Source organism: Streptomyces bullii (assembly GCF_042657145.1).
In the GTDB taxonomy this organism is placed as follows: Bacteria; Actinomycetota; Actinomycetes; order Streptomycetales; family Streptomycetaceae; genus Streptomyces; species Streptomyces bullii.
The window spans coordinates 281669-301321 of record NZ_JBHSNY010000012.1 but is presented as its reverse complement, the minus strand read 5'-3'; the positions used below and the strand labels follow the sequence as shown (position 1 = coordinate 301321).

Sequence of the window (19653 nt, the reverse complement as noted above, 5' to 3'; positions counted from 1 at the left end):
CCCGCGGAGCCCGGCGGCGGCCCCGGCGCCGGCGGCACCCCGGCCGGCGCGGCGGCTGCGCCCGGCACGGGCGGGCCCTCCGGCGTGCACGGGGGTGCGGGCACGCGGGAAGAGGGGGACACGACGCGGCCTCCGGCCAGGCTCCGGCGCGACCGGCGGCACAAGATGCTGGCCGGGGTGTGCGCCGGACTGGGGCGGCAGTGCGACATGGACCCGGTGATCTTCCGGATCACTCTCGCGGTGCTCTCCGCGACCGGCGGCATCGGCCTCCTCTACTACGGCTTCGCCTGGCTCTTCGTCCCCCTCGACGACGAGGACGAGAACGAGGTGCGCAAACTGCTGACCGGCCGCGTCGACGGCCAGGCGCTGACCGCCGTGCTGTTCGCGCTGGTGGGCTGCGGGGTGTTCCTCACGCTGCTGAACAACGGCGGAGTGCTCACCTTCGCCGTGGTCCTCTCCCTGCTGCTGGCCGGCGCCGGGTACTGGTCGCGGCAGCGGGGTGCTCCCAGCCCCGACCCCCTGGCCGCCCAGGCCGCGGCCGACGCCCCGCCGGAGGCCCAGGCGCCGCCCGCCCCCGCCGCCTTCCCCTCCTGGTGGCGTGACCCCATCGTCAAGGACGGCACGCACGTCGGCGGCACGGGCTATCTGTGGGGCCCGCGGGACTCCCGCGACCTGGACGTCGCGGCGGCCGTCAACATCAGTCTCGGCACCCACGGCGGCGGCCGGGAGGACGCGCTCACCGCGCGCCCCCGGGCCACTCCGCGCGGCCCCCGCTGGATCGGCGGCTGGGTCTTCCTGCTGGCCCTGCTCGCGGGCGGCCTCGGCACGGGCCTGACGTGGGAGGACCATCCGCTCGGCACCAGTCTGCAGACCGGACTGTCCTGCGCCCTCGCCGTCCTCGGCCTCGGCATCGCGCTCAGCGCGTTCCTCGGTCGCACCGGAGCGGGCTCGGTCTTCCTGGCGGTCGTCACGGCGGGCCTGCTGGCCGGCTCCGCGGCGCTCCCCAAGGACATCGGCACGCAGTGGACACGCACCACCTGGCGGCCCGCCGCGGTGGCGGAGGTACGGCAGCAGTACGACGTCGGCAGCGGCGTCGGCATCCTGGACCTGTCCCGGGTCGACGTGGCCCGGGGGCAGACGGTGGTGACCCGGGCCGATGTGGGAGCGGGCCGGATACGGGTGATCGTCCCCGAGGACGTGACCGTGCGGCTGACCGTCGACGTGGGGGTGGGCGACATCCGGTTGCCGGGCGACGAGAAGAGGGACGTGGACGTGGAGCCGGGCAAGCACGAGGAGATGACCCTGTCGCCCGCCCAGGGCGTCACGAAGGGCGGCACGCTCGACCTGGACCTCCAGGTGGGCGTGGGACAGGTGGAGGTCAGCCGTGCTGCGTCATGACTTCCAGCCCGGGAAACTGGTCGCCGGGTTCTTCCTCGCCCTGGCGGGCGTCATCTACGCCGGTGACGCGGGCGGCGCCTGGGAGACCCCCTGGTTCGCGGTGATACCCGTCGTCGTGGGCTGGCTCTGTCTGGCCGGTGCGGTGGGGTTCCTGACGGGCCGTGCCCGCCGGCGTCGAGGAGCGGGCCGCCGGGAAGCCGACAACGCGGGAGCGGCCGGACCGAACTGACGGCTACTGATAATCACCCTGCCGCTGTCGTCGCCGCGCGCGGAGGGCGGCGTCCACGGACAGCAGGGGCGCACCGGCGAGGACGAGGGGGATCCAGGCCATGAGGTAGGCGAGGTCGTTGCCGTAGTAGTACGGGTCGGAGGCCCAGCTCACGGTCAGCCAGAGGCTGAGCGAGAGGAGCGCGCCGCCGAGCGCGGCCAGGCGGGCGAAGAGACCGAGCAGGGTGCCGATGCCGACGGCGACCTCTCCGATGGCGATGCCGTAGCCGAAGCCGACGGGGTTCTTCAGGGCGAAGTCGACGAGGGCCGGGATGGCGGACGAGTCACGGACGGCACGCATCGTGTCGCCGATCGACCCGGAACCGGCCTCTTTCAGGAAGGCGCCGTCGGTGAGTTTGTCCAGGCCGGCGTAGATGAAGGTGATGCCGAGGAAGACCCGCAGGGGAAGGAGGGCGTAGCGCGTGGCGGTGTCCCGCCAGTCACGGCCATCGTCGAAGTGGGGAGCTTGCGTGTCCGTTCGCATACTGTGAGTCATCGCTGCCAGCCGCCTCTCACCCGCCGATGCCTGACCCCCTCACAGACCATACGTACGACGAAGAGGCCCGGCTCAATCCTGCGCCGAGAGGTTTTCAACCGGCCCGGCCCCACCAGGTGCGTCGCATGCACCGGGCTGTCCGCCCGGCGCAACACCACCTGGCCGATCCGCCCCCGGTGTGCTCACTCCGTCACGTCGATCACGTACCGGTTCGTCTCCACGCCCGCCGCCGTCACCACCTGCACCTCCACGCGGCCCGGCTCCACGTCGGCCGGCACCGGCACGGTCAGCACCGTGTCGGTCGGGTTGCTGAAGCCGCCGGGCACCGGGACCAACGGGACATGGGCGTTCACCGCGCCGATGCGGACGACCATCCGGGACAGCCGGTCGGCACCCTGCGCACCCGGCGGCACGAAGCCCGCCCCGCGGATCTCGATGTCGTCCCCGGTGCGGATCGGCGCGTCCAGATCGCCGACCTCCCGCGCCCGCACCACCGACAGGATCACCGGACGGCCGCCCTCGGAGTACTTCCCGGCCAGGTACGTCGCCGCCGACACCAGCACCACCACCGCCAGCCCCCACGGCAGATCCGGCAGCTGGTCCGGCCGCCGGGCCAGCCGGGCCACCGCGAAGGCCAGAGCCACCGCGCTGATCACGACGTACTGGATGTCGGCGAACGAACCCCGCCCCGAGTCGTCGGTCAGCAGGTCCGCCGCACGCGGCCGGTGCGCCCGTACCTTCTGCAGCCGCTGTCCCAGCACCCGCAACCCGACCACGCGCCGCACCAGGACGGCGATCCCGCAGACCACGGCGAGCACGGTCACCACACCGGCGCCCCGGGCCAGTTCCAGCCCGGAGATCAGCGCGTCGCGCTCCCCGGGCCGGGAGGCCGCGACCAGCCGCCCCACGAGGACCAGCACCGCGTAGGCGACGAACAGCACCCAGGCCGCCGCCACCGCGCGGGACGTGGACAGGCGGTTGTCCTCGCCGGTCACCGGGGCCAGCGCGCCGCCGCGTGCCCGGTGGAACCACGACGCCGCCGTCAGCGCCGCGGCGACCACGACCGCCGCCAGCAACCCGGCCGTGCGTGCCGCGGTCCAGCCCGCGCCGATCGCGGTGAGCGACTGCACCACCAACAGCAGCACGACCAGCGCCCAGACCACGCACGCCGCGCGGCGCCACAGGCCGGCCAGCCATGCCTCGCCCTCGGCCCGCCCGCGTTCGGCGACGAGGTCCGCGGACTGGGTCAGCTCCTCGGAGACCCACTGGCGGGAGGCGGAAGCCGAATGGGCCACCGCGGCCGGCAGCCCCTGCCCGGCCGCGAACTCCTCGCGCAGGCGCACGAACGCGGCGACCGCCTGCCGGTGCCCCTCACGCGCCCCGTGAGGACAGCTCCCGCAGGTGCAGCCACCCAGATGCGCACCACCTTGCGCGCTCCCCAGTGCACCGAGCGGGGTACCGCCCCGCGCGACGGCGTAGGCGCCACCCTGGCCCCCGGGACAGCCGCTTCCCTGACTCGGGGGATACGCGCCGCCCTGAGCACTCCCCTGTCCCCCGAGAGGCGCACCACTGTGCGCACCGCTCTGCGCGCTGCCGAAGGCGCTCACGTCCGCACCCCCGTGTGCACTCCCCCGTGCGCCGCCGCTCGCACCCGCGTCCGCACCGCCCTCTCTCGCTTCCCGCACCGCCACGCCGACGCCCGCCTTCCCCGCGACCGAACCACCGGCGGCCTCCGGAGAACCGGGGCCGCCGCCGTACACCGACACCTACGACAACACCCGTGCGCCGACAGCGAATTGTTCCCTACATCACCCGCACCACGTACGCCAGGTCTGGTCAGCACGGGTGAACTCCGGGGCGCCGTGTTGACCCGGCTGCCTGGTCGAGGGGGAGGGCCTGGCGGATCTCCTGGGCGAGGCACTCGGCGCCCGGCCCGGTCGCGTTCCCCGAACTGCCGCCGGGGGGCGGAGCCGTACGCCCTCGATCTGCGGGGCAGAGCCCGCCGCAACCTGCTCACCGCCCTCGTCACCACCCGGTCACCGCCCGGCTGCCGCGGCCCACCGGTCGGCCCGGCACCCGTCGGCCCGCGCCTCCGCGGTCACCGCCCGGCCCGCCGCTCAGCTCAGCAGGTCCGGCTCGCTCCTGCTGATGTCCTGCCACAGGGGCTGGTAGTTGATCCACGCCACGAGGTCCCCGCCCAGCTGTTCCCGCGTCGCCACCGCCAGTCGGTGGTCGATCAGGACCGGCCGGCCCGCCGCCTTCGCCGTCAGCTGCACCTGGCAGGAACGCTCCATCGACACGAACCACCAGGCCGCCGCGTCCACCGAGTCGCCGACCGTCAGCAGCCCGTGGTTGCGCAGCACGAGCGCCTTGCGGGAGCCGAGCGCGGTGGCGATGCGCCGCCCCTCGTCGGCGTCGACGGCGACCCCGGTGTAGGCGTCGTACAGGGCGTGGTCCTCGTAGAACGCGCAGCTCTCCTGGGTGATCGGGTCCAGCAGGTCCCCCAGCGCCGACAGGGCCCGGCCGTGCACGGAGTGGCAGTGGGCGACTGCGACCACGTCGGGGCGGGCCGCGTGCACTTGGGCGTGCACGGTGAACGCTGCCTGGTTGACGTGGTAGCGGCCCTCGACCACCTGCCCGTCCGAGTTGGCGAGCACCAAGTCGCTCACCGTGACGTGCTTGAACGGCATTCCGAACGGATTGACCCAGAAGCAGTCGCTGAACTCCGGGTCGCGTGCGGTGATGTGCCCCGATACCCCGTCCTCGAAGCCCAGCCGGCCGAAGATCCGCAACGCGCCCGCGAGCCGCTCCTTGCGGTGCCGGCGCTCGTCCTCGACCGACTCGTGCATCGGCGGCATCGCGAACCGCAGCCGGTCGGTGGGCAGCGGCAGGGGCGGGGTGGGCCCGTGCATAGATCCTCCAGCTCTGATTGCGGTACGGGGCGGAAGTTACCTCCGGGCAGCCCGGGAAGACAGGCCTGTTCTGTAAAGAAGCGGCGGGGGAGGGGGTGTGCAACCCTCCGGGTGACTGGTGGGTCTGGTGTCCGGAACCAGAAGTACCGGGTCACTGTTCAGCCAGCCAGGAGCGTCCCTGCGCCTGGCCGCTTTCCCGCAGCCGGGCACGGGCCGGCCGGTGCCGGGCATGTACCTGGGCTCGCTGACACCGGTACCGGAGACCCGGGCGGAGGTGCGGGCGCTCACCACGCTCATCCAGTACGACGCCGCACTCGCGGCGGCGCGCCGCGCGAAACTGGCCGAGCGCCTCGGGGGCGGCCGGATGCACGGCGGTGCGGGACGAGGAGGGGCGGGAGCGGTTCGTTCGGCCGGTGCCGCACGGAGTGGGATCACCCGAGGGGACGCGGAAACCCCCGGATACCCGACAGAAGGTGTCGGGTATCGGGGGGAGACTGCCCCTATGACAGTGAACTGGGCAGCTTTCGCGACCGCCGAGCCCGATCTCGCGAAGACCGTCGAGGAGCGCTTCGGCGCCTACACGCACCACGTCCTCGCCACCCTGCGCAAGGACGGCTCGCCCCGTACGACGGGTCTGGAGGTCCGTTTCCTGAACGGCGAGCTGTGGCTCGGCATGATGCCGAACTCGCTCAAGGCGCTCGACCTCCTCCGCGACCCGCGCTTCGCGCTCCAGGCGAACCCCGGGGAGGGCACCGGCATGGGCGGCGGCGACGTCCGGATCAGCGGACGGGCGATCGAGGTCCACGATCCCGAGACGACGGCCCGGTACGTGTAAGAGGTGGAACCGCCACTGCCGTTCCACCTCTTCCGCACCGAACTCACGGAGATCGTCCGGACCCACGTCGAGGACGACAAGTACCTCGTCGTCGAGGTCTGGAAGCCGGGCGAGCCCCTGCGCACGATCAAGCGCACATGAGGCTTTCCGGGCTCACTCCCACTCGATCGTCCCCGGCGGCTTCGAGGTCACGTCGAGGACGACCCGGTTGACGTCCTTGACTTCGTTGGTGATCCGCGTGGAGATCCGGGAGAGGACGTCGTACGGCAGACGCGACCAGTCGGCCGTCATGGCGTCCTCGGAGGAGACGGGGCGCAGGACGATCGGGTGGCCGTAGGTCCGGCCGTCGCCCTGGACGCCGACGGACCGCACGTCCGCGAGCAGGACCACCGGGCACTGCCAGATGTCCCGGTCGAGCCCGGCCGCGGTCAGCTCCTCGCGGGCGATGGCGTCGGCCTCACGGAGCAGGTCGAGCCGCTCCTTGGTGACCTCGCCGACGATCCGGATGCCGAGGCCGGGGCCGGGGAACGGCTGGCGCTGGACGATCTCCTCCGGCAGGCCGAGCTCCTGGCCGACCATGCGGACCTCGTCCTTGAACAGCTTGCGCAGCGGCTCGATCAGCTTGAACTCGAGGTCCTCGGGCAGACCGCCGACGTTGTGGTGGGACTTGATGTTGGCGGTGCCGGTGCCGCCGCCGGACTCGACCACGTCCGGGTAGAGCGTGCCCTGGACGAGGAACTCCACCGCCGGGCCCTCGTCCGCGATGATCTCGGCCTGCGCCTGCTCGAAGACCCGGATGAACTCGCGGCCGATGATCTTCCGCTTCTCCTCGGGGTCGGTGACCCCGGCGAGCGCCTTGAGGAAGCGCTCCTCGGCGTCGACGACCTTCAGCTGCACGCCGGTCGCCGCGACGAAGTCCTTCTCGACCTGCTCCGTCTCGCCCTTGCGCATGAGGCCGTGGTCGACGTAGACGCAGGTCAGCTGGGAGCCGATGGCCTTCTGCACCAGGGCGGCGGCGACGGCGGAGTCCACGCCACCGGACAGGCCGCAGATGGCACGCTTGTCGCCGACCTGCTGACGGATGGCCTCGACCTGCTCGTCGATGACGTTGCCGGTCGTCCAGTTCGGCTTCAGGCCCGCGCCCCGGTACAGGAAGTGCTCCAGCACCTGCTGCCCGTGCGTGGAGTGCATCACCTCGGGGTGGTACTGGACGCCGTAGAGCTTCTTCTCGTCGTTCTCGAAGGCGGCGACCGGGACGACGTCGGTGGAGGCCGTCACGGTGAAGCCCTCCGGGGCGGCGGAGCAGGCGTCGCCGTGCGACATCCACACGGCCTGCTCGGCCGGGGTGCCCTCGAAGAGGGTGGAGGACGCCTTGGAGACGTGCAGGTCGGTACGGCCGTACTCGCGCGCGCCGGTGTTGTCGACGGTGCCACCCAGGCTCTGCGCCATCAGCTGGAAGCCGTAGCACATGCCGAAGACGGGGACGCCGGCCTCGAAGAGCGCGCGGTCGACGGTCGGGGCGCCCTCCTCGTACACCGACGAGGGGCCGCCGGAGAGGATGATCGCCGCCGGGTTCCTGGCGAGCATCTCCTCGACCGGCGTGGTGCTCGGCACGATCTCGCTGTAGACCCGCGCCTCGCGGACGCGACGGGCGATGAGCTGGGCGTACTGCGCGCCGAAGTCGACGACCAGGACGGTGTCGGGGGCGGTGGCAGCGGGAGTCGCTGATGACACGGGGTGCCTTCCGGCGGTGGGGCGGGGGCTTGTGTCCACCGATTCTACCGAGGTGGCGGTGGGACACGTCCCGGGCCGGGCGGCGGACGCCCGTCTCACCATGCGAACCGTGTTGGACGTCACCGAGCGGCACGGCATACTGACCGCATGCTCACGCACCAGACCTTCCTCTTTACCTATGGCACCCGGCCCGCCGGCTGCCATGGTCGTGCTGCTTGAGCAACTGACAAGCGACTTCCCAGGCGCCCCGGGCCGACAAGGTCCGGGGCGCCTGGCGTTTCCGGGTCCTGTCGCTCCGGGGCACCGTCCACCGAGGAGACCCCGAGATGACCACCACCGCAGCGGAGAAGACCGGCACGGACAGGACCGGCACGACCGGCATCACCACCGGCACGGGCACGACCGGCAGGGAGAAGGCCGGTACGGACAGGACCGGCTCGCAGAAGACCGTCAAGGAGAAGACCGGTACGGAGAACACCGGTACGGAGAACACCGGCGCGCATACCAGCGAGGCCGTCGGCGTGATCACCGGCGCCCGGGAGCGCATCGACGCGCTCGACGACCGGATCATCGGCCTGATCCAGGAACGCATGGCCGTGTCCGCCGTCATCCAGGACGCCCGGATCGCCTCCGGCGGCCGGCGCGTGAACCTCTCCCGCGAGATGGAGATCCTCGGCCGCTACCGGGAGGCGCTGGGCAAGCCGGGCACGTCCCTCGCCATGACGCTCCTCGAACTGTGCCGGGGCCGCGTCTGAGTTCCCGCGGCCCTCACCCGTACGGCGCGTGACCGCGCGCGGGGCCCGCTCGTTGGTCCCGGTGTCCGTGCCAGCCAGGGGCGGGCCCGAAGGAACCACGCGTGGATCGCTGGGGCGATGAGACGTACGGATCGTGCCGCACGTCGTGGGATCTCGCTCCAGGGAAGTGACCGGACGGCAGGGGACAGCAGCCCGGTCACCAAGAGAACGGTCGGCTCCGGGGACGCCCGGGGTCGACCGGCAGAAAATGTCCAACTTCTGGTGAAACGGTTGCGGTGGCCGCGCCCATCCAGCACGATGCGTAGAAGCCCAAGTCCCCCGCTGGCCATTGCCTTGCCCTGGTCGACGCAGAGCCCCGCAGTGCCAGAGGTCGAGACCAGCCATGCGCCCCCTGCACACCGGGGCGCCGCCCTCGGGGCGTTCGAGTCCAGCGGCGCAACCCCCCGGCGCCGCTTCCAGGCACCGACGCTGCCCTGACGTCGGTGCTGACGAGAAGAAGGGCCCCGCGGCTCCGCCCCGCGGGGCCCTTCGCACGTCCACGCCCGCGTCCCCGTCGGCGTCCACGCCGGCATCGGCGCCCATGTCCACGTCGGCGTTCACGTCACGTCGGCGTCGGCATCCATGTCGGCGTCCACACTTCCGCGTCCGCGTGCGGCCGCCCGCCCCGTTCGACGGCGCAACCCGGCCCATCCACATGTGACGCAGGCCACATAAGAAATCTGTGAATGCGGGCGCAACCATTCACAGCGGTCGCGGATCAAACATGCCGAAACAAGGGCCACACCCGCACCCCACAGGCGGAGGCCTCCCCCCAGCTCGCGCTGCGATCACCGCAGCGCGCCGGACTCCACGAGGTCTTCATGAAGCTTCGCCGTGCCATGGCCACCGCGGCCGCGACCGCGGTCATAGCGCCGCTCGCACTTCTGTCGGCGCCCGCCGCGTTCGCGACGGAGCAGACGGAGCCCACGGGGACGACGGAGACGTCGTCGGAGACGCCGACCGACACCGCGACCACCGCGCCGGCCGCGACCCCGACCGACACGGCCTCGACGACGCCGACCGACACGGTCACCTCCACGCCGACCGGCACCGACACGCCGACCGGCACGCCGACGAGCTCGTCGCCGACCGCTGCCCCCACGCAGAGCGAGACGGCCAAGCCCAAGCCCACCGAGTCTGCCGAGCCGAGTGCGGAGCCGACCGACCCGGACGTCCCGTACTGCGAGGAGCTGGACGAGGACTTCGGTGACGCCAAGGTGTCCGCGGACATCAAGGGCCTGCCGGGCAAGATCGTCGCGGGTGACGGCTACCACGACTTCCGGCTGACCGTCACCAACGAGTCGGCCACCGACGTCAAGGGCGTCGCCTTCTACGCCGAGGTCGAGAACTACGAGCTCGACGAGTCCAAGTTCCTGAGCCCGTACGTCGACCTGGAGTTCAAGAACCCGGAGACCGGTGCCTGGGACGAGATCCGGGACGCGGACGGCTACGCCGGTGACTACTTCTTCTTTCTGGAGGAGCTGAAGTCGAAGGCGAGCGAGACCGTCGACCTGCGCGTCAGCATCGACGCCAAGGCCCCGGCCGGCGACGCCTACTCCTTCGGTTCCGGTGCCTACCTCGACAACGTCGACGGACAGGACTGCATCGCCGAGGGCTGGGCCTGGTACGACTTCCAGGTCCTGAAGGCCGGCTCCGCCAACCCCGCCCCGGGCACCGCCAACCCGAGCGACAAGGACAAGGGCACGGTGAAGAAGCCGCAGGGCGACGTCTCCGAGCTGCCGACCGGCAACCTCGCCGAGACCGGCTCCAGCTCCGCGCTGCCGGTGATCGGCCTCGTCGGCGGTGTCGCCGTCGTCGCCGGTGCGGGCGCCGTGTTCGTGGTGCGCCGGCGCAAGGCCGGGGCGGACGCGTAAGACACAACGCGCGAAGCCAAGAGAGGGACCTGAGCTCGGAGGGGGGCACAGGTCCCTTTCTTATGCCCGTTTCTCACGCCCGTTCTTACGCCTTCTCCTTCGGCTGTGCCTGTGCCTGCGTCTGTGTCGGCGTCTGCTGTGCCGGCTGCTTCGGTGGTACCGCCGGCATGCCCAGGAACGGCAGCCGCAGCGCGCCGAAGGCGTCCGCCGGGACCGCCGGGGACTTCGGCTCGACCGGCTGGAGACGGACGTAGGCCGCGCCCTGCGACGGGCGTGGGTCGGTCTCGCCCTTGTTGGGCCAGTACGACATCGCCCGCTCGGCCTGGGCGGTGATCGTCAGGGAAGGGTTCACGCCCAGGTTCGCCGAGACCGCGGCGCCGTCCACGACCGAGATGCCGGGGTGGCCGTACAGGCGGTGGTACGGGTCGATGACACCGGTCTCGCGGGAGGCGCCGATGGGGCAGCCGCCGAGGAAGTGCGCGGTGAGCGGGGTGCCCATCAGCTCGCCGACGTTCGAGCCCGCGAAGCCGTTGATCTCGGCGGCCAGCGCCGACGCGCCCTCCGTGGCGGCCTTGATCTGCTTGGGGTTGGGGGCGCCGTGGCCCTGGCGGGCCGTGAGCAGGCCGCGGCCCACCCCCTTCGGCTTCAGGTACGTCGTCAGGGAGTTGTCCAGCGACTGCATCACCAGGCCGATGATGGTGCGCTCCGACCAGCGGCGGTTGGACAGGGAGCGCAGCACCAGCCAGGGGTGCCTGGCCGCGTGGGCCAGGAAGCCCAGCACCCGTGCCGTGCCCGTGCCGCTCTTCGCGTACGGCACCTGGAGGATCGACAGGCTGCCCATCGAGTTGGAGCCGCGGCCATAACGGACCGGCTCGATGTGGGTGTTCTCGTCCGGGTGGATGGAGGACGTGATGGCGACCCCGCGGGTGAAGTCGACCCTCGGCGCTTCGGTGGCCTTGCGGTAGCGGCGGTTGTCGGTCTGCGCGCCCACCAGGGCCTCGGAGTTGGTGCGGGTGAGTTCGCCCAGCTTGTCGGAGATGTACGGGAGTTGGCCGTTCGCCTTCATACGGTGCAGCAGGGTCTGCGTGCCGTACGTGCCGGCGGCCAGGACGACCCGGCGGCCCGTGTAGGTCCGGCCCTTCGCCTTGCGGCGGTCGTCCGTCGGCAGGGTGGCGACCGCGTACCCGCCCCGCGAGTCCTCGGTGACCGAGACGACCGTCGTCAGGGGGTGGACGACCGCGCCCGCCTTCTCGGCGAGGTACAGGTAGTTCTCGTTGAGGGTGTTCTTCGCACCGTGCCGGCAGCCCGTCATGCACTCGCCGCACTCGGCGCAGGCCCGCCGGTCCGGTCCCGCCCCGCCGAAGTACGGGTCGGGCACCTTCTGGCCCGGCTTGGCCCGCACCGTGCCGTCGGCGTCCTTGCCGTCGCCGAAGAAGACGCCGACCGGCGCCAGGTGGAAGGTGTCCCCGCAGCCCATCCGCTCCGCCGCTGCCTTCAGGTGCACGTCGGACGGGGTCATGGTCGGGTTGAGCCGTACGCCGAGCATGCGCCGTGCCTGGTCGTAGTACGGCTCCAGCTCCTGCTGCCAGTCGGTGATGTCCCGCCACTGCGGGTCCTCGAAGAACGGTGTCGGCGGGACGTAGAGGGTGTTGGCGTAGTTGAGGGATCCGCCGCCCACCCCCGCGCCCGCCAGGACCATGACGTTGCCCAGCAGGTGGATGCGCTGGATGCCGTACATGCCGAGCTTGGGCGCCCAGAGGTAGTTCTTCAGGTCCCAGGAGTTCCTGGGGAGCGACTCGCGGGTGAAGCGGCGGCCGGCTTCGAGGACGCCTACCGTGTAGCCCTTTTCCGTGAGGCGGAGGGCGGCTACCGAGCCGCCGAAGCCGGAGCCGACCACGATGACGTCGTAGTCGTAGGCGTCCTGTGGCACGTGTTCTCCTCGTCGGGTGTCCGTGCGGGCCGAGTTGCTGTACCGGCTCGTCTACTTGAACCTCAGGGCCTTCATCAGGCGCAGGCTGCGGCTCATGAACTGGGCGTACTTCTCGTCGTCCATCCCCAGGGAGGGAGCCATCGGCAGCAGTCGCTGGTGGGCGACGGTCTGGGCCTCGGTGTACTTGAGGATGCCCTCGGAGCCGTGGCGGCGACCGAGGCCGGAGTCCTTCATGCCGCCCATCGGCGACTGGACGCTGCCGTACGCGGGCGCGTAGCCCTCGTTGATGTTCACGGTGCCGGTGCGCAGGCGGGCGGCGACCTCGTGACCGCGGCGGGCGTTCTTCGTCCAGACGGACGCGTTCAGGCCGTAGGGTGTGGCGTTGGCGCGTTCGACGGCCTCGTCCTCGGTCTTGAAGCGGTAGACCGAGACGACCGGGCCGAAGGTCTCCTCCGTGCAGACGGACATGTCCGCACCGACGCCGTCGAGGATCGTCGGCTCGTAGAAGTACGGGCCGACGTCCGGGCGCGCGACGCCGCCCGCGACGACCTTCGCGCCCTGGGCGACGGCCTCCTCCACGTGCCGCGTCACGGTCTCCAGCTGACGCTCACCCACCAGGGAGCCCATGTCGGCGCCGTACGCGAGGGAGGTGCCGAGCCGCAGGGCCTTCGTACGGGCGGCGAAACGCTCCAGGAAGGCGTCCGCGACCGACTCGTGGACGTACAGCCGCTCGATGGATATGCACAGCTGGCCGGCGGAGGAGAAGCACGCCCGGACGGCGCCCGCTGCGGCCTTCTCGATGTCCGCGTCCTCCAGCACCAGCATGGCGTTCTTGCCGCCCAGTTCGAGGGAGACGCCGACCAGGCGGGCGGCGGCGCCCTGGGCGACCTCGCGGCCGGTGCGGGTGGAGCCGGTGAAGGAGACGTAGTCGGCGTGCCGGACGACCTCCGGGCCGACGACCGGTCCGTCCCCGAGGACGACCTGGAAGACATCGGCGGGCAGCCCGGCCTCGATCAGCAGGTCGCGGGCCCACAGCGCGGTCAGGCAGGTCTCCGTGTCCGGCTTCATGACGACGGCGTTGCCCGCGACGAAAGCGGGCAGCGCGTCACCGACGGACAGTTCCAGCGGGTAGTTCCAGGGAGCTATCTGGCCGACCACCCCACGCGGCTGGCGCAGTTCGGTGACCTTGGTGAGGACCGGCACGGCGCCCGTGTGCCGCTTGGGCCTGAGGTAGGAGACGGCCTTGCGGCCGTAGTGGCGGGCTGCGACGGCGACGGCCTGGACCTCCTCGTGGGCGTGCAGGCGGGCCTTGCCGGTCTCCAGCTGGATGAGGTCGAGCACTTCGGCCTGGCGCTCCAGCACCAGGTCGTGGAAGCGGAGCAGGACGGCGGCGCGCTGCCGTACCGGGGTCCGGGCCCACACGGCCTGGGCGGCGCGGGCCGCCTCGAAGGCGTTGCGCACGTCCTCGGGCGTCGACTCGGGGAGGTCGGCCAGCTTCTCACCGGTGAACGGCGTGTGGTTGGCGGTCCGGCCCGAGCCGACGACCCCCTTGGTGAGCTGGGCGACCAGCTCGGGAGTGACCACGTCGTCGGCGGTGCGAGCGCCCGCCGGAGCGGGGGCGATGGGGTTCGTGCCGGTCTTGGCCGGGGCCTGCGCGTCCGTCATGAGCGGCAGGGTATGCGGCGGCGGAGGCTTTGGGTACCCGTCGGTAACGCGGCTTCACCGAGTACACACATGGCGCCAGTGAGCACTGGCAACGAACGTGCTGATCAGGGCGTTGTAAGGCAAGGTCCGTATGACTTCGGCCGGTTGCGCAGGTTCAGCCGGTTCCGATCCTGAGCCGGTCGCGGGCGCCCTTGAACACCGCCGTGCCGTTCTTCTCGTCCGGAGTGCCCTTGGGCATGTCGACGCGGAGTTCGTACATGCGGCTGTCGTCGGTGAGGATCATCAGTTCCATGACCCGGACGGGGCTGTCCTCAAGGTCGTACGTCGTGTCGGCGATGACCGCCTCGTAGCCCTGAACACTGGTGCGGGTGTACTGCGTCCGCGCGTCTCCGCTGTAGCTGTCCCATGCTCTGTGGGCCTCCTGGGCCTGGCCCATCGGGGAGCGGGGCGCCTTGTCCCACTGGGTGAGGCGGACGTGGACGGCGTCCTTCGCGTAGATCACGATGCGGGGCTGGTAGCTCGCGCTGCCCTGCCGGGCGAACTCCGCGTACCCGTCGGGGACGGAGAGGACGGCGTCCATGTCCTTCTCGCGGTGGGCGGTCCAGGGGGCAGGCGTGGGGCTGCTCGTCGCGACGCCGGGGGCCTTGACGCCGGGGGCCTTGCTGTCGGTGGTGGTCTGTCCGGTCTGTTCCGTGGCAGGGCGGTTGTCGGTCTCCACCAGGAAGGAGCTGGTGGTCAGCCATACGCCGCCGGTGAGGAGGAGGCCGAGCAGGGCGACGGAGGCGGGATGACGGAGGGTTCGGCGGCGTGGAGCGGGGGTGCGGGTGGAAGTGGGGGTGGGGTGGAGGGTGGTCGGTGGGTCGGGGAGGGGTGCGGATGCGGATGCGGGGTCGACTGTGGGTTCCGCGTCCGCTCGGGATTCGGCTCGTGACTCGGCCTCGGTGTCCGCTACGGACTCGGCTCGTGACTCGGTGCCGGCGTTCGCTTCGGACTGGGCTGGTGACCCGGCGTCCGCTTCGGACTCGGCTCGTGACCCGGCGTCGGTCGTGGGTGCGGCTGCGGCTTTGCCGTCGCGAGCGGCGTCGAGGTCGGGTTCGGCTTCGAGTCCGGCTGCCCCTTTCGCTTCGGGTTCGGCTTTCGCTCGCGCTTCCGGTTCGGCTTTCGCTTGCGGTTCGGCTTTCGCTTGGGCTTCCGGTTCCGCTTCCCTCAGTCGTACCGTCCCCGCGTCCTCCGCGTAGCCGCCCAGGGACTCGGGGTCCTGCGCCTCGGTCACGCCCTCCCGGAAGGGGTCCGGGACGGGCCACCCCTTCACGACCGCCTCCAGGACCGCGTCGGCCTCCTCCGGGGCCGGGCGCCGCCCGGGGTCCTTCGCCAGCAGCCGTACGACGAGCGGGCCGAGGGGCCCGGCCTGTTTCGGCTCGGGCGGGTCGGCGGCGAGGATCGCGGCGAGCGTGGACTCCAGGGTCGTACGGCGGAACGGGGACCAGCCCTCGACGGCCGCGTACATCAGGACGCCCAGCGACCACAGGTCGGAGGCCGGGCCGGCGATCCGGCCGGACATCCGCTCCGGGGCGACGAACTCCAGGGAGCCGATGAACTCCCCGCTGACGGTGAGGGATTCCTCGCCCTGGACGTGGGCGATGCCGAAGTCGGTGAGGACGACACGGCCGTGCGGGCCGAGGAGTACGTTGGCGGGCTTCACGTCGCGGTGCACGATGCCGACGGCGTGCGCGGCACGCAGGGCTCCGAGGACGGCGCGGCCGACACGGGCCGCCTCCCGCGCGTCCAGCGGGCCGCGCTGGAGCGCCTCGTGCAGGGACTCGCCGCGCACCAACTCCATGACGATCCACGGCAGTCCGTCCAGGCCTTCCGCCCCGGCCGCCCCCTCGGGGCCCTCCGCCTCGACGACGACGTCGTGGATGGCCACGGCGGAGGGGTGGTCGACACGGGCGGCTGCGCGGGCTTCGCGGTAGAGACGGTGGGCGGCCCGCCGGTGGCTCTCGTCTCCGGGGTCGCCCGGCAGTCTCGGTTGTTTGACGGCGACCTCGCGGTCCACGCGTTCGTCGAGGGCCCGCCAGACCGTGCCCATCCCGCCGGAGCCGATGCGCTCGATCAGCCGGTACCGCCCACCGACCAGCCGACCGTCGCGCTGATGTTCGCCGCCGTCACTCATGCGTCATGAGTACCGTGCCGGGCGGCGCCTTGTCGACGCGAGTCCCGGCGACATCCCTCAGAGCTTGTCGACGTCCAGGTTGGCGATCGCCGTCCGCGCGACCTCACGGCCGCGTTCGGTGAAGTCACCCTTGCCCGGGTAGCTGACGGTGAGCTTGTACATGTCGCCGCCGGAGGTGCGGTAGTAGAAGAGCCGCAGCTCCCGCGGGCGGGGGTACTGACTGTCGGTGGTGGTGTAGACGACCGTGTTCTGCGCGGACTTCCCGCCCTGGTACGTCGTTTTCGGGTCAGGCGCGGTCTTCGGGTTCTCCGGCATGCCGAGGGTGTAGTCGCCGCTCTCCTTGAAGTCGCCGTCGTCCTCGTACATCTCGGCGGCGGCGGAGTCCGCGATGGTGTTGCCGGTGTCCTCGGACTTCTTGTCCAGGGTCAGGCCGATCCAGATGGCGCCGCTCTGGTCGGTGTACGTGACCCAGTGCTTCTTGTCCGTTTCCCGGTCGGGCAGGGTCCGCTCGTAGCCGTCCGGGACGGCGAGCGTGGCGGCGACGTCCTTCTCGTGGCGGGTCGCCCAGCCCTGCGGCAACGGCCCCGCGAACGGGTCGGCGATCACCAGGTACGCCGTCACCGCCGCCGCGACGACGGCCGCGCCGAGCCCGAACCACGTCGTGCGGCCGAGCCGGAGTCCCCGGCCGCCGGTGTCGGCGACCGTCACCGCCTGGGTGGGCTCGGGGGCGGGCGGGTTCGCGGCCGCTTCCAGCAGGGCGCGCACCTGGGCCGCGTCCGGGCGGCGCGCCGGGTCCTTCTGCAGCAGGCCGGTGATGACCTCGGCGAGCGGGCCCTGCGCGGAGGCGGGCGGTGCGGGTGCGGCGTTGAGGACGGACTGGAGCGTGGCGGGCGTGTTGCTGCGGCGGAACGGCGAGACGCCCTCCGTCGCCGCGTACAGCACCACGCCGAGGGACCACAGGTCGCTGGCGGGGCCCGGGCGCTGGCCCAGCACCCGCTCCGGCGCGACGTACTCGGGGGATCCGACGAAGCCGCCGGTGTCGGTCAGGTCGGTCTCGCCCTCGATCCGGGCGATGCCGAAGTCCGTGAGGACGACGCGGTCGTGGCGGCCGAGCAGTACGTTGTCCGGTTTGACGTCCCGGTGCAGGATGCCGGCCGCGTGCGCGGCCTCCAGCGCGCCCAGCACCTCCAGGCCGATACGGGCCGCGTCACGGGCACTGAGCGTTCCCTCCTGGAGGGTGTCACCGAGGGACCGTCCCCGCACCAGCTCCATCACGATCCACGGCTGGCCGTCCACGACCGCCACGTCGTGGACGTTGACCACCGCGGGGTGGTCGAGCCGGGCCGCGGCGCGCGCCTCGCGGCGCATCCGCTCGAAGGCGTTGGCGCGTTCGCGTTCGGGAAGATGCTCGGGTACGCGGGGCTCCTTGACGGCGACCTCGCGGTCCACCGTCTCGTCCTTGGCCCGCCAGACCGTGCCCATGCCGCCGTGCCCGAGCTTGGCGATCAACCGGTAGCGGCCGGCGATCAGCCGCCCGGCGCGGGGGTCCTGCGAGGGCGCGGACGCGGGTGCGGGCGCGGATGTAGGTGCGGGTGCGGGCACCGTCGCGGGCCTGGGTGCGGGCCGCACGCCGTGGGTGGCGGGCGCGGTGGGCGTGGCGTACGGGTTGCCCGGGTGCGGCGCCCGCACCGGCGGATTCGGTGGTTGCAGAGCGAAACTCGTTGGCTCGTCGGACCCGTGTGGGGCTCCCCCGTCGTTGCTCATGGGTTCATCCATATCGCGCCGAGCGCCCGCGCATCCACCACGCAGGCGTCGCGGTCACAGAGCCGTGACCCGCGCCGGGGCTTATCTCCCGTTTGTCGGCGGCCTCGACGGGGAGGGGGTGTGGGTGACGGTGACCGTCGAGGTGGGGGCGGGGTCCGGGGTTCCGGTGGTGGGGCTGGATGTGGGGGTGCGAGTGGGAGTCGGCGTGGGCGCCGGTGTGGTGCCGGTCGGGGGTCTCTCCGGTGCCGGACTCGTCGGTGTGCCGCCGCGGTCGCCGTCCTGGTCCATGAGCAGCGCCGCCGCGGACACTCCCGCTCCCGCCATCGCGGCGACCAGCAGCGCGGCCACGAGCACGCCCCGCGTGGACTGCCGGGCGGAGTGCTCGTCGGTGGGCTCCGACGGCTGCCCGGCGGTAACCGTGCCCGGCGGCCCGATCGGCGACTGCCCACCGCCGGCGTCCTGCGGCGTCGAAGGCCACCCACCGGCGTCCTGCGCACCGGGGGACCACGGACCGGCGGCATCCCGGCCTCCGGGGGGCCACGCACCGGCGTCCTGCTGTCCGGCGCGCCACCCACCCGCGGCGCCCTGGGGTCCGGCGCGCCACGCACCGGCCGCGTCCTGGGGTCCGGGAGGCCACGCACCGGCGTCCTGGGGCATCCGGGAGCGTTCACCGGGAGCGTCCCGCCGCACCGACGACCGCCCGCCGCCGGCCGCCCACCGTGCGGGGCGCCGTCCGCCGTCGTCGTCCTGCCGCATCCGCGGCCGGCCGACCGCGGCGGCCCACCGCATCGGCGAACGCCAAGCCGCCGCGTCCCGCAGGAGCGACGGCCCCCGGCGGGGCGCATCACGCTCCGTCGACGGGTGGCCGAGCGGTGGCACCTGTGGTGTGCGGCCCGTGTCGCGGAAGGCCCGCAGCATCCGCTCCGCCGTGTCCGCGTCCAGCCGCCGGTCCGGGTCGCGCTCCAGCAGGCCCCGTACGACGGGCAGGAGCGGCTCGGCCTGGGGAGGTGGCCGGATCTCGTCGAACACGACGGCGTGCAGGACGCCGCTCAACGAGTCGCGGTGGAACGGCGTCTCGCCACTGAGGGCAGCGCACAGCAGCGCACCGAGCGACCACAGGTCGGACTCGGGGCCGGTCCGCGCTCCGGACATCCGCTCGGGTGCGGTGTACTCGGGCGAGCCGACGAAGGAACCGGTCTCGGTGAGTGTGGTGGCGCCCGCGACCTGGGCGATACCGAAGTCGGTGAGCACGATCCGGTCGGTGCCGGCCTCCAGCAGGACGTTGGCGGGCTTGAGGTCGCGGTGCAGGACACCGGCCGCGTGTGCGGTGCCCAGCGCGCCCAGCAGGGCGAGGCCGATGCGGGCGGCCTCGGCGGCGTCGACCGGGCCGCGCGTGGCGATGCGGTCGGCGAGCGAGCCGCCGTCGATCAACTCCATGACGATGAAGGGGCGTTCGCCGTCCGACTCGTCCACGACGACGTCATGGACGACGATGATGTGCGGATGGTGCAGCTGCGCGACCGCGCGGGCCTCGCGCAGGGTACGGTCCCGCTGCCGCCGGGCCTCGTCCGCGGAGAGCGTCTCGTCGACGGGGAGTTCCTTGACCGCCACCTGACGTCCGAGGAGTTGGTCGGTCGCCCGCCAGACCACGCCCATGCCGCCGCGCCCGAGCCTGTCCTCCAGCCGGTAGCGGTCCGCGATGACGCGGACGTTGTGCCCCTCGGTCCCGGTCACCATGCGGCCATCATGCCCCACCGGACGGATCGGCTCCGGGGGGCCGGCGGGCGGCTGGCCGAAACCGATGGCCTGCC

The 19653-nt window shown here is 72.3% G+C and carries 12 protein-coding genes and 2 pseudogenes; 5 read left to right on the top strand and 9 right to left on the bottom strand.

Going from position 1 to position 19653, the window contains the following annotated elements:
• Both ACFPZJ_RS32105 and ACFPZJ_RS32100 read left to right on the top strand, forming a co-directional pair.
• Positions 1 to 1398 (top strand): PspC domain-containing protein (locus ACFPZJ_RS32105; protein ID WP_381028977.1); only part of this gene is annotated, 1398 nt, incomplete at its 5' end.
• Positions 1385 to 1627, top strand: coding sequence for a hypothetical protein (locus ACFPZJ_RS32100; protein ID WP_381028975.1), 243 nt, complete (start codon positions 1385 to 1387; stop codon positions 1625 to 1627). The genes ACFPZJ_RS32105 and ACFPZJ_RS32100, both read left to right, overlap by 14 nt.
• Positions 1628 to 1630: 3 nt before the next feature.
• On the opposite strand, the gene ACFPZJ_RS32095 is transcribed toward ACFPZJ_RS32100, so the two are convergent.
• The 3 genes from ACFPZJ_RS32095 to ACFPZJ_RS32085 all read right to left on the bottom strand — a co-directional run bounded on the left by ACFPZJ_RS32095 (position 1631) and on the right by ACFPZJ_RS32085 (position 5073).
• Positions 1631 to 2161 carry a DoxX family protein gene (locus tag ACFPZJ_RS32095; RefSeq protein ID WP_381028972.1) on the bottom strand — a complete coding sequence of 177 codons (531 nt, stop codon included), beginning with the start codon at positions 2159 to 2161 and terminating at the stop codon, positions 1631 to 1633.
• Positions 2162 to 2343: 182 nt separating this feature from the next.
• Entirely contained in the window at positions 2344 to 3603 is a 1260-nt protein-coding gene (locus ACFPZJ_RS32090; protein WP_381029007.1) for a hypothetical protein, read from the bottom strand.
• A gap of 675 nt (positions 3604 to 4278) precedes the next feature.
• Complete coding sequence (locus ACFPZJ_RS32085) at positions 4279 to 5073, bottom strand: class II aldolase/adducin family protein (RefSeq protein ID WP_381028969.1); 795 nt, start codon at positions 5071 to 5073, stop codon at positions 4279 to 4281.
• A 502-nt stretch (positions 5074 to 5575) separates the two neighbouring features.
• Here ACFPZJ_RS32085 and ACFPZJ_RS32080 point away from each other — a divergent pair.
• Positions 5576 to 6049: pseudogene (locus ACFPZJ_RS32080) on the top strand (pyridoxamine 5'-phosphate oxidase family protein).
• 12 nt (positions 6050 to 6061) lie between these two features.
• Here ACFPZJ_RS32080 and guaA read toward each other — a convergent pair.
• Complete coding sequence (gene guaA / locus ACFPZJ_RS32075) at positions 6062 to 7642, bottom strand: glutamine-hydrolyzing GMP synthase (protein ID WP_381028966.1); 1581 nt, start codon at positions 7640 to 7642, stop codon at positions 6062 to 6064.
• A gap of 326 nt (positions 7643 to 7968) precedes the next feature.
• Between guaA and ACFPZJ_RS32070 the strand changes: the two genes are divergently transcribed.
• Positions 7969 to 8397, top strand: coding sequence for a chorismate mutase (locus tag ACFPZJ_RS32070; protein ID WP_381028963.1), 429 nt, complete (start codon positions 7969 to 7971; stop codon positions 8395 to 8397).
• Positions 8398 to 9257: 860 nt separating this feature from the next.
• A complete protein-coding gene (locus ACFPZJ_RS32065; RefSeq protein ID WP_381028960.1) occupies positions 9258 to 10310 on the top strand; it encodes an LAETG motif-containing sortase-dependent surface protein in 1053 nt (350 codons plus the stop codon).
• 85 nt (positions 10311 to 10395) lie between these two features.
• Here ACFPZJ_RS32065 and ACFPZJ_RS32060 read toward each other — a convergent pair whose 3' ends face one another.
• From ACFPZJ_RS32060 to ACFPZJ_RS32040, 5 genes and pseudogenes are all read right to left on the bottom strand, one after another.
• Entirely contained in the window at positions 10396 to 12240 is a 1845-nt protein-coding gene (locus tag ACFPZJ_RS32060) for a GMC family oxidoreductase N-terminal domain-containing protein (RefSeq protein ID WP_381028958.1), read from the bottom strand.
• Positions 12241 to 12291: 51 nt separating this feature from the next.
• Entirely contained in the window at positions 12292 to 13905 is a 1614-nt protein-coding gene (locus ACFPZJ_RS32055; RefSeq protein ID WP_381028955.1) for a succinic semialdehyde dehydrogenase, read from the bottom strand.
• Positions 13906 to 15196: 1291 nt separating this feature from the next.
• A pseudogene (locus ACFPZJ_RS32050) lies at positions 15197 to 16078 on the bottom strand (serine/threonine-protein kinase); the annotation flags it as partial.
• Between the two features lie 57 nt (positions 16079 to 16135).
• A complete protein-coding gene (locus ACFPZJ_RS32045) occupies positions 16136 to 17842 on the bottom strand; it encodes a serine/threonine-protein kinase (RefSeq protein WP_381028952.1) in 1707 nt (568 codons plus the stop codon).
• An 81-nt stretch (positions 17843 to 17923) separates the two neighbouring features.
• Positions 17924 to 19579, bottom strand: a complete 1656-nt coding sequence (locus tag ACFPZJ_RS32040) for a serine/threonine-protein kinase (protein WP_381028949.1) — start codon at positions 19577 to 19579, stop codon at positions 17924 to 17926.
• Between the last annotated feature and the right edge of the window lie 74 nt (positions 19580 to 19653).

Bases quoted from the DNA above. Each gene is read 5' to 3' on its own strand.
- ACFPZJ_RS32095 (WP_381028972.1), bottom strand. From the start codon at position 2,161: ATGACTCACAGTATGCGAACGGACACGCAAGCTCCCCACTTCGACGAT.
- ACFPZJ_RS32085 (WP_381028969.1), bottom strand. From the start codon at position 5,073: ATGCACGGGCCCACCCCGCCCCTGCCGCTGCCCACCGACCGGCTGCGG.
- ACFPZJ_RS32070 (WP_381028963.1), top strand. From the start codon at position 7,969: ATGACCACCACCGCAGCGGAGAAGACCGGCACGGACAGGACCGGCACG.
- ACFPZJ_RS32065 (WP_381028960.1), top strand. From the start codon at position 9,258: ATGAAGCTTCGCCGTGCCATGGCCACCGCGGCCGCGACCGCGGTCATA.
- ACFPZJ_RS32055 (WP_381028955.1), bottom strand. From the start codon at position 13,905: ATGACGGACGCGCAGGCCCCGGCCAAGACCGGCACGAACCCCATCGCC.
- ACFPZJ_RS32045 (WP_381028952.1), bottom strand. From the start codon at position 17,842: ATGAGCAACGACGGGGGAGCCCCACACGGGTCCGACGAGCCAACGAGT.
- ACFPZJ_RS32040 (WP_381028949.1), bottom strand. From the start codon at position 19,579: ATGGTGACCGGGACCGAGGGGCACAACGTCCGCGTCATCGCGGACCGC.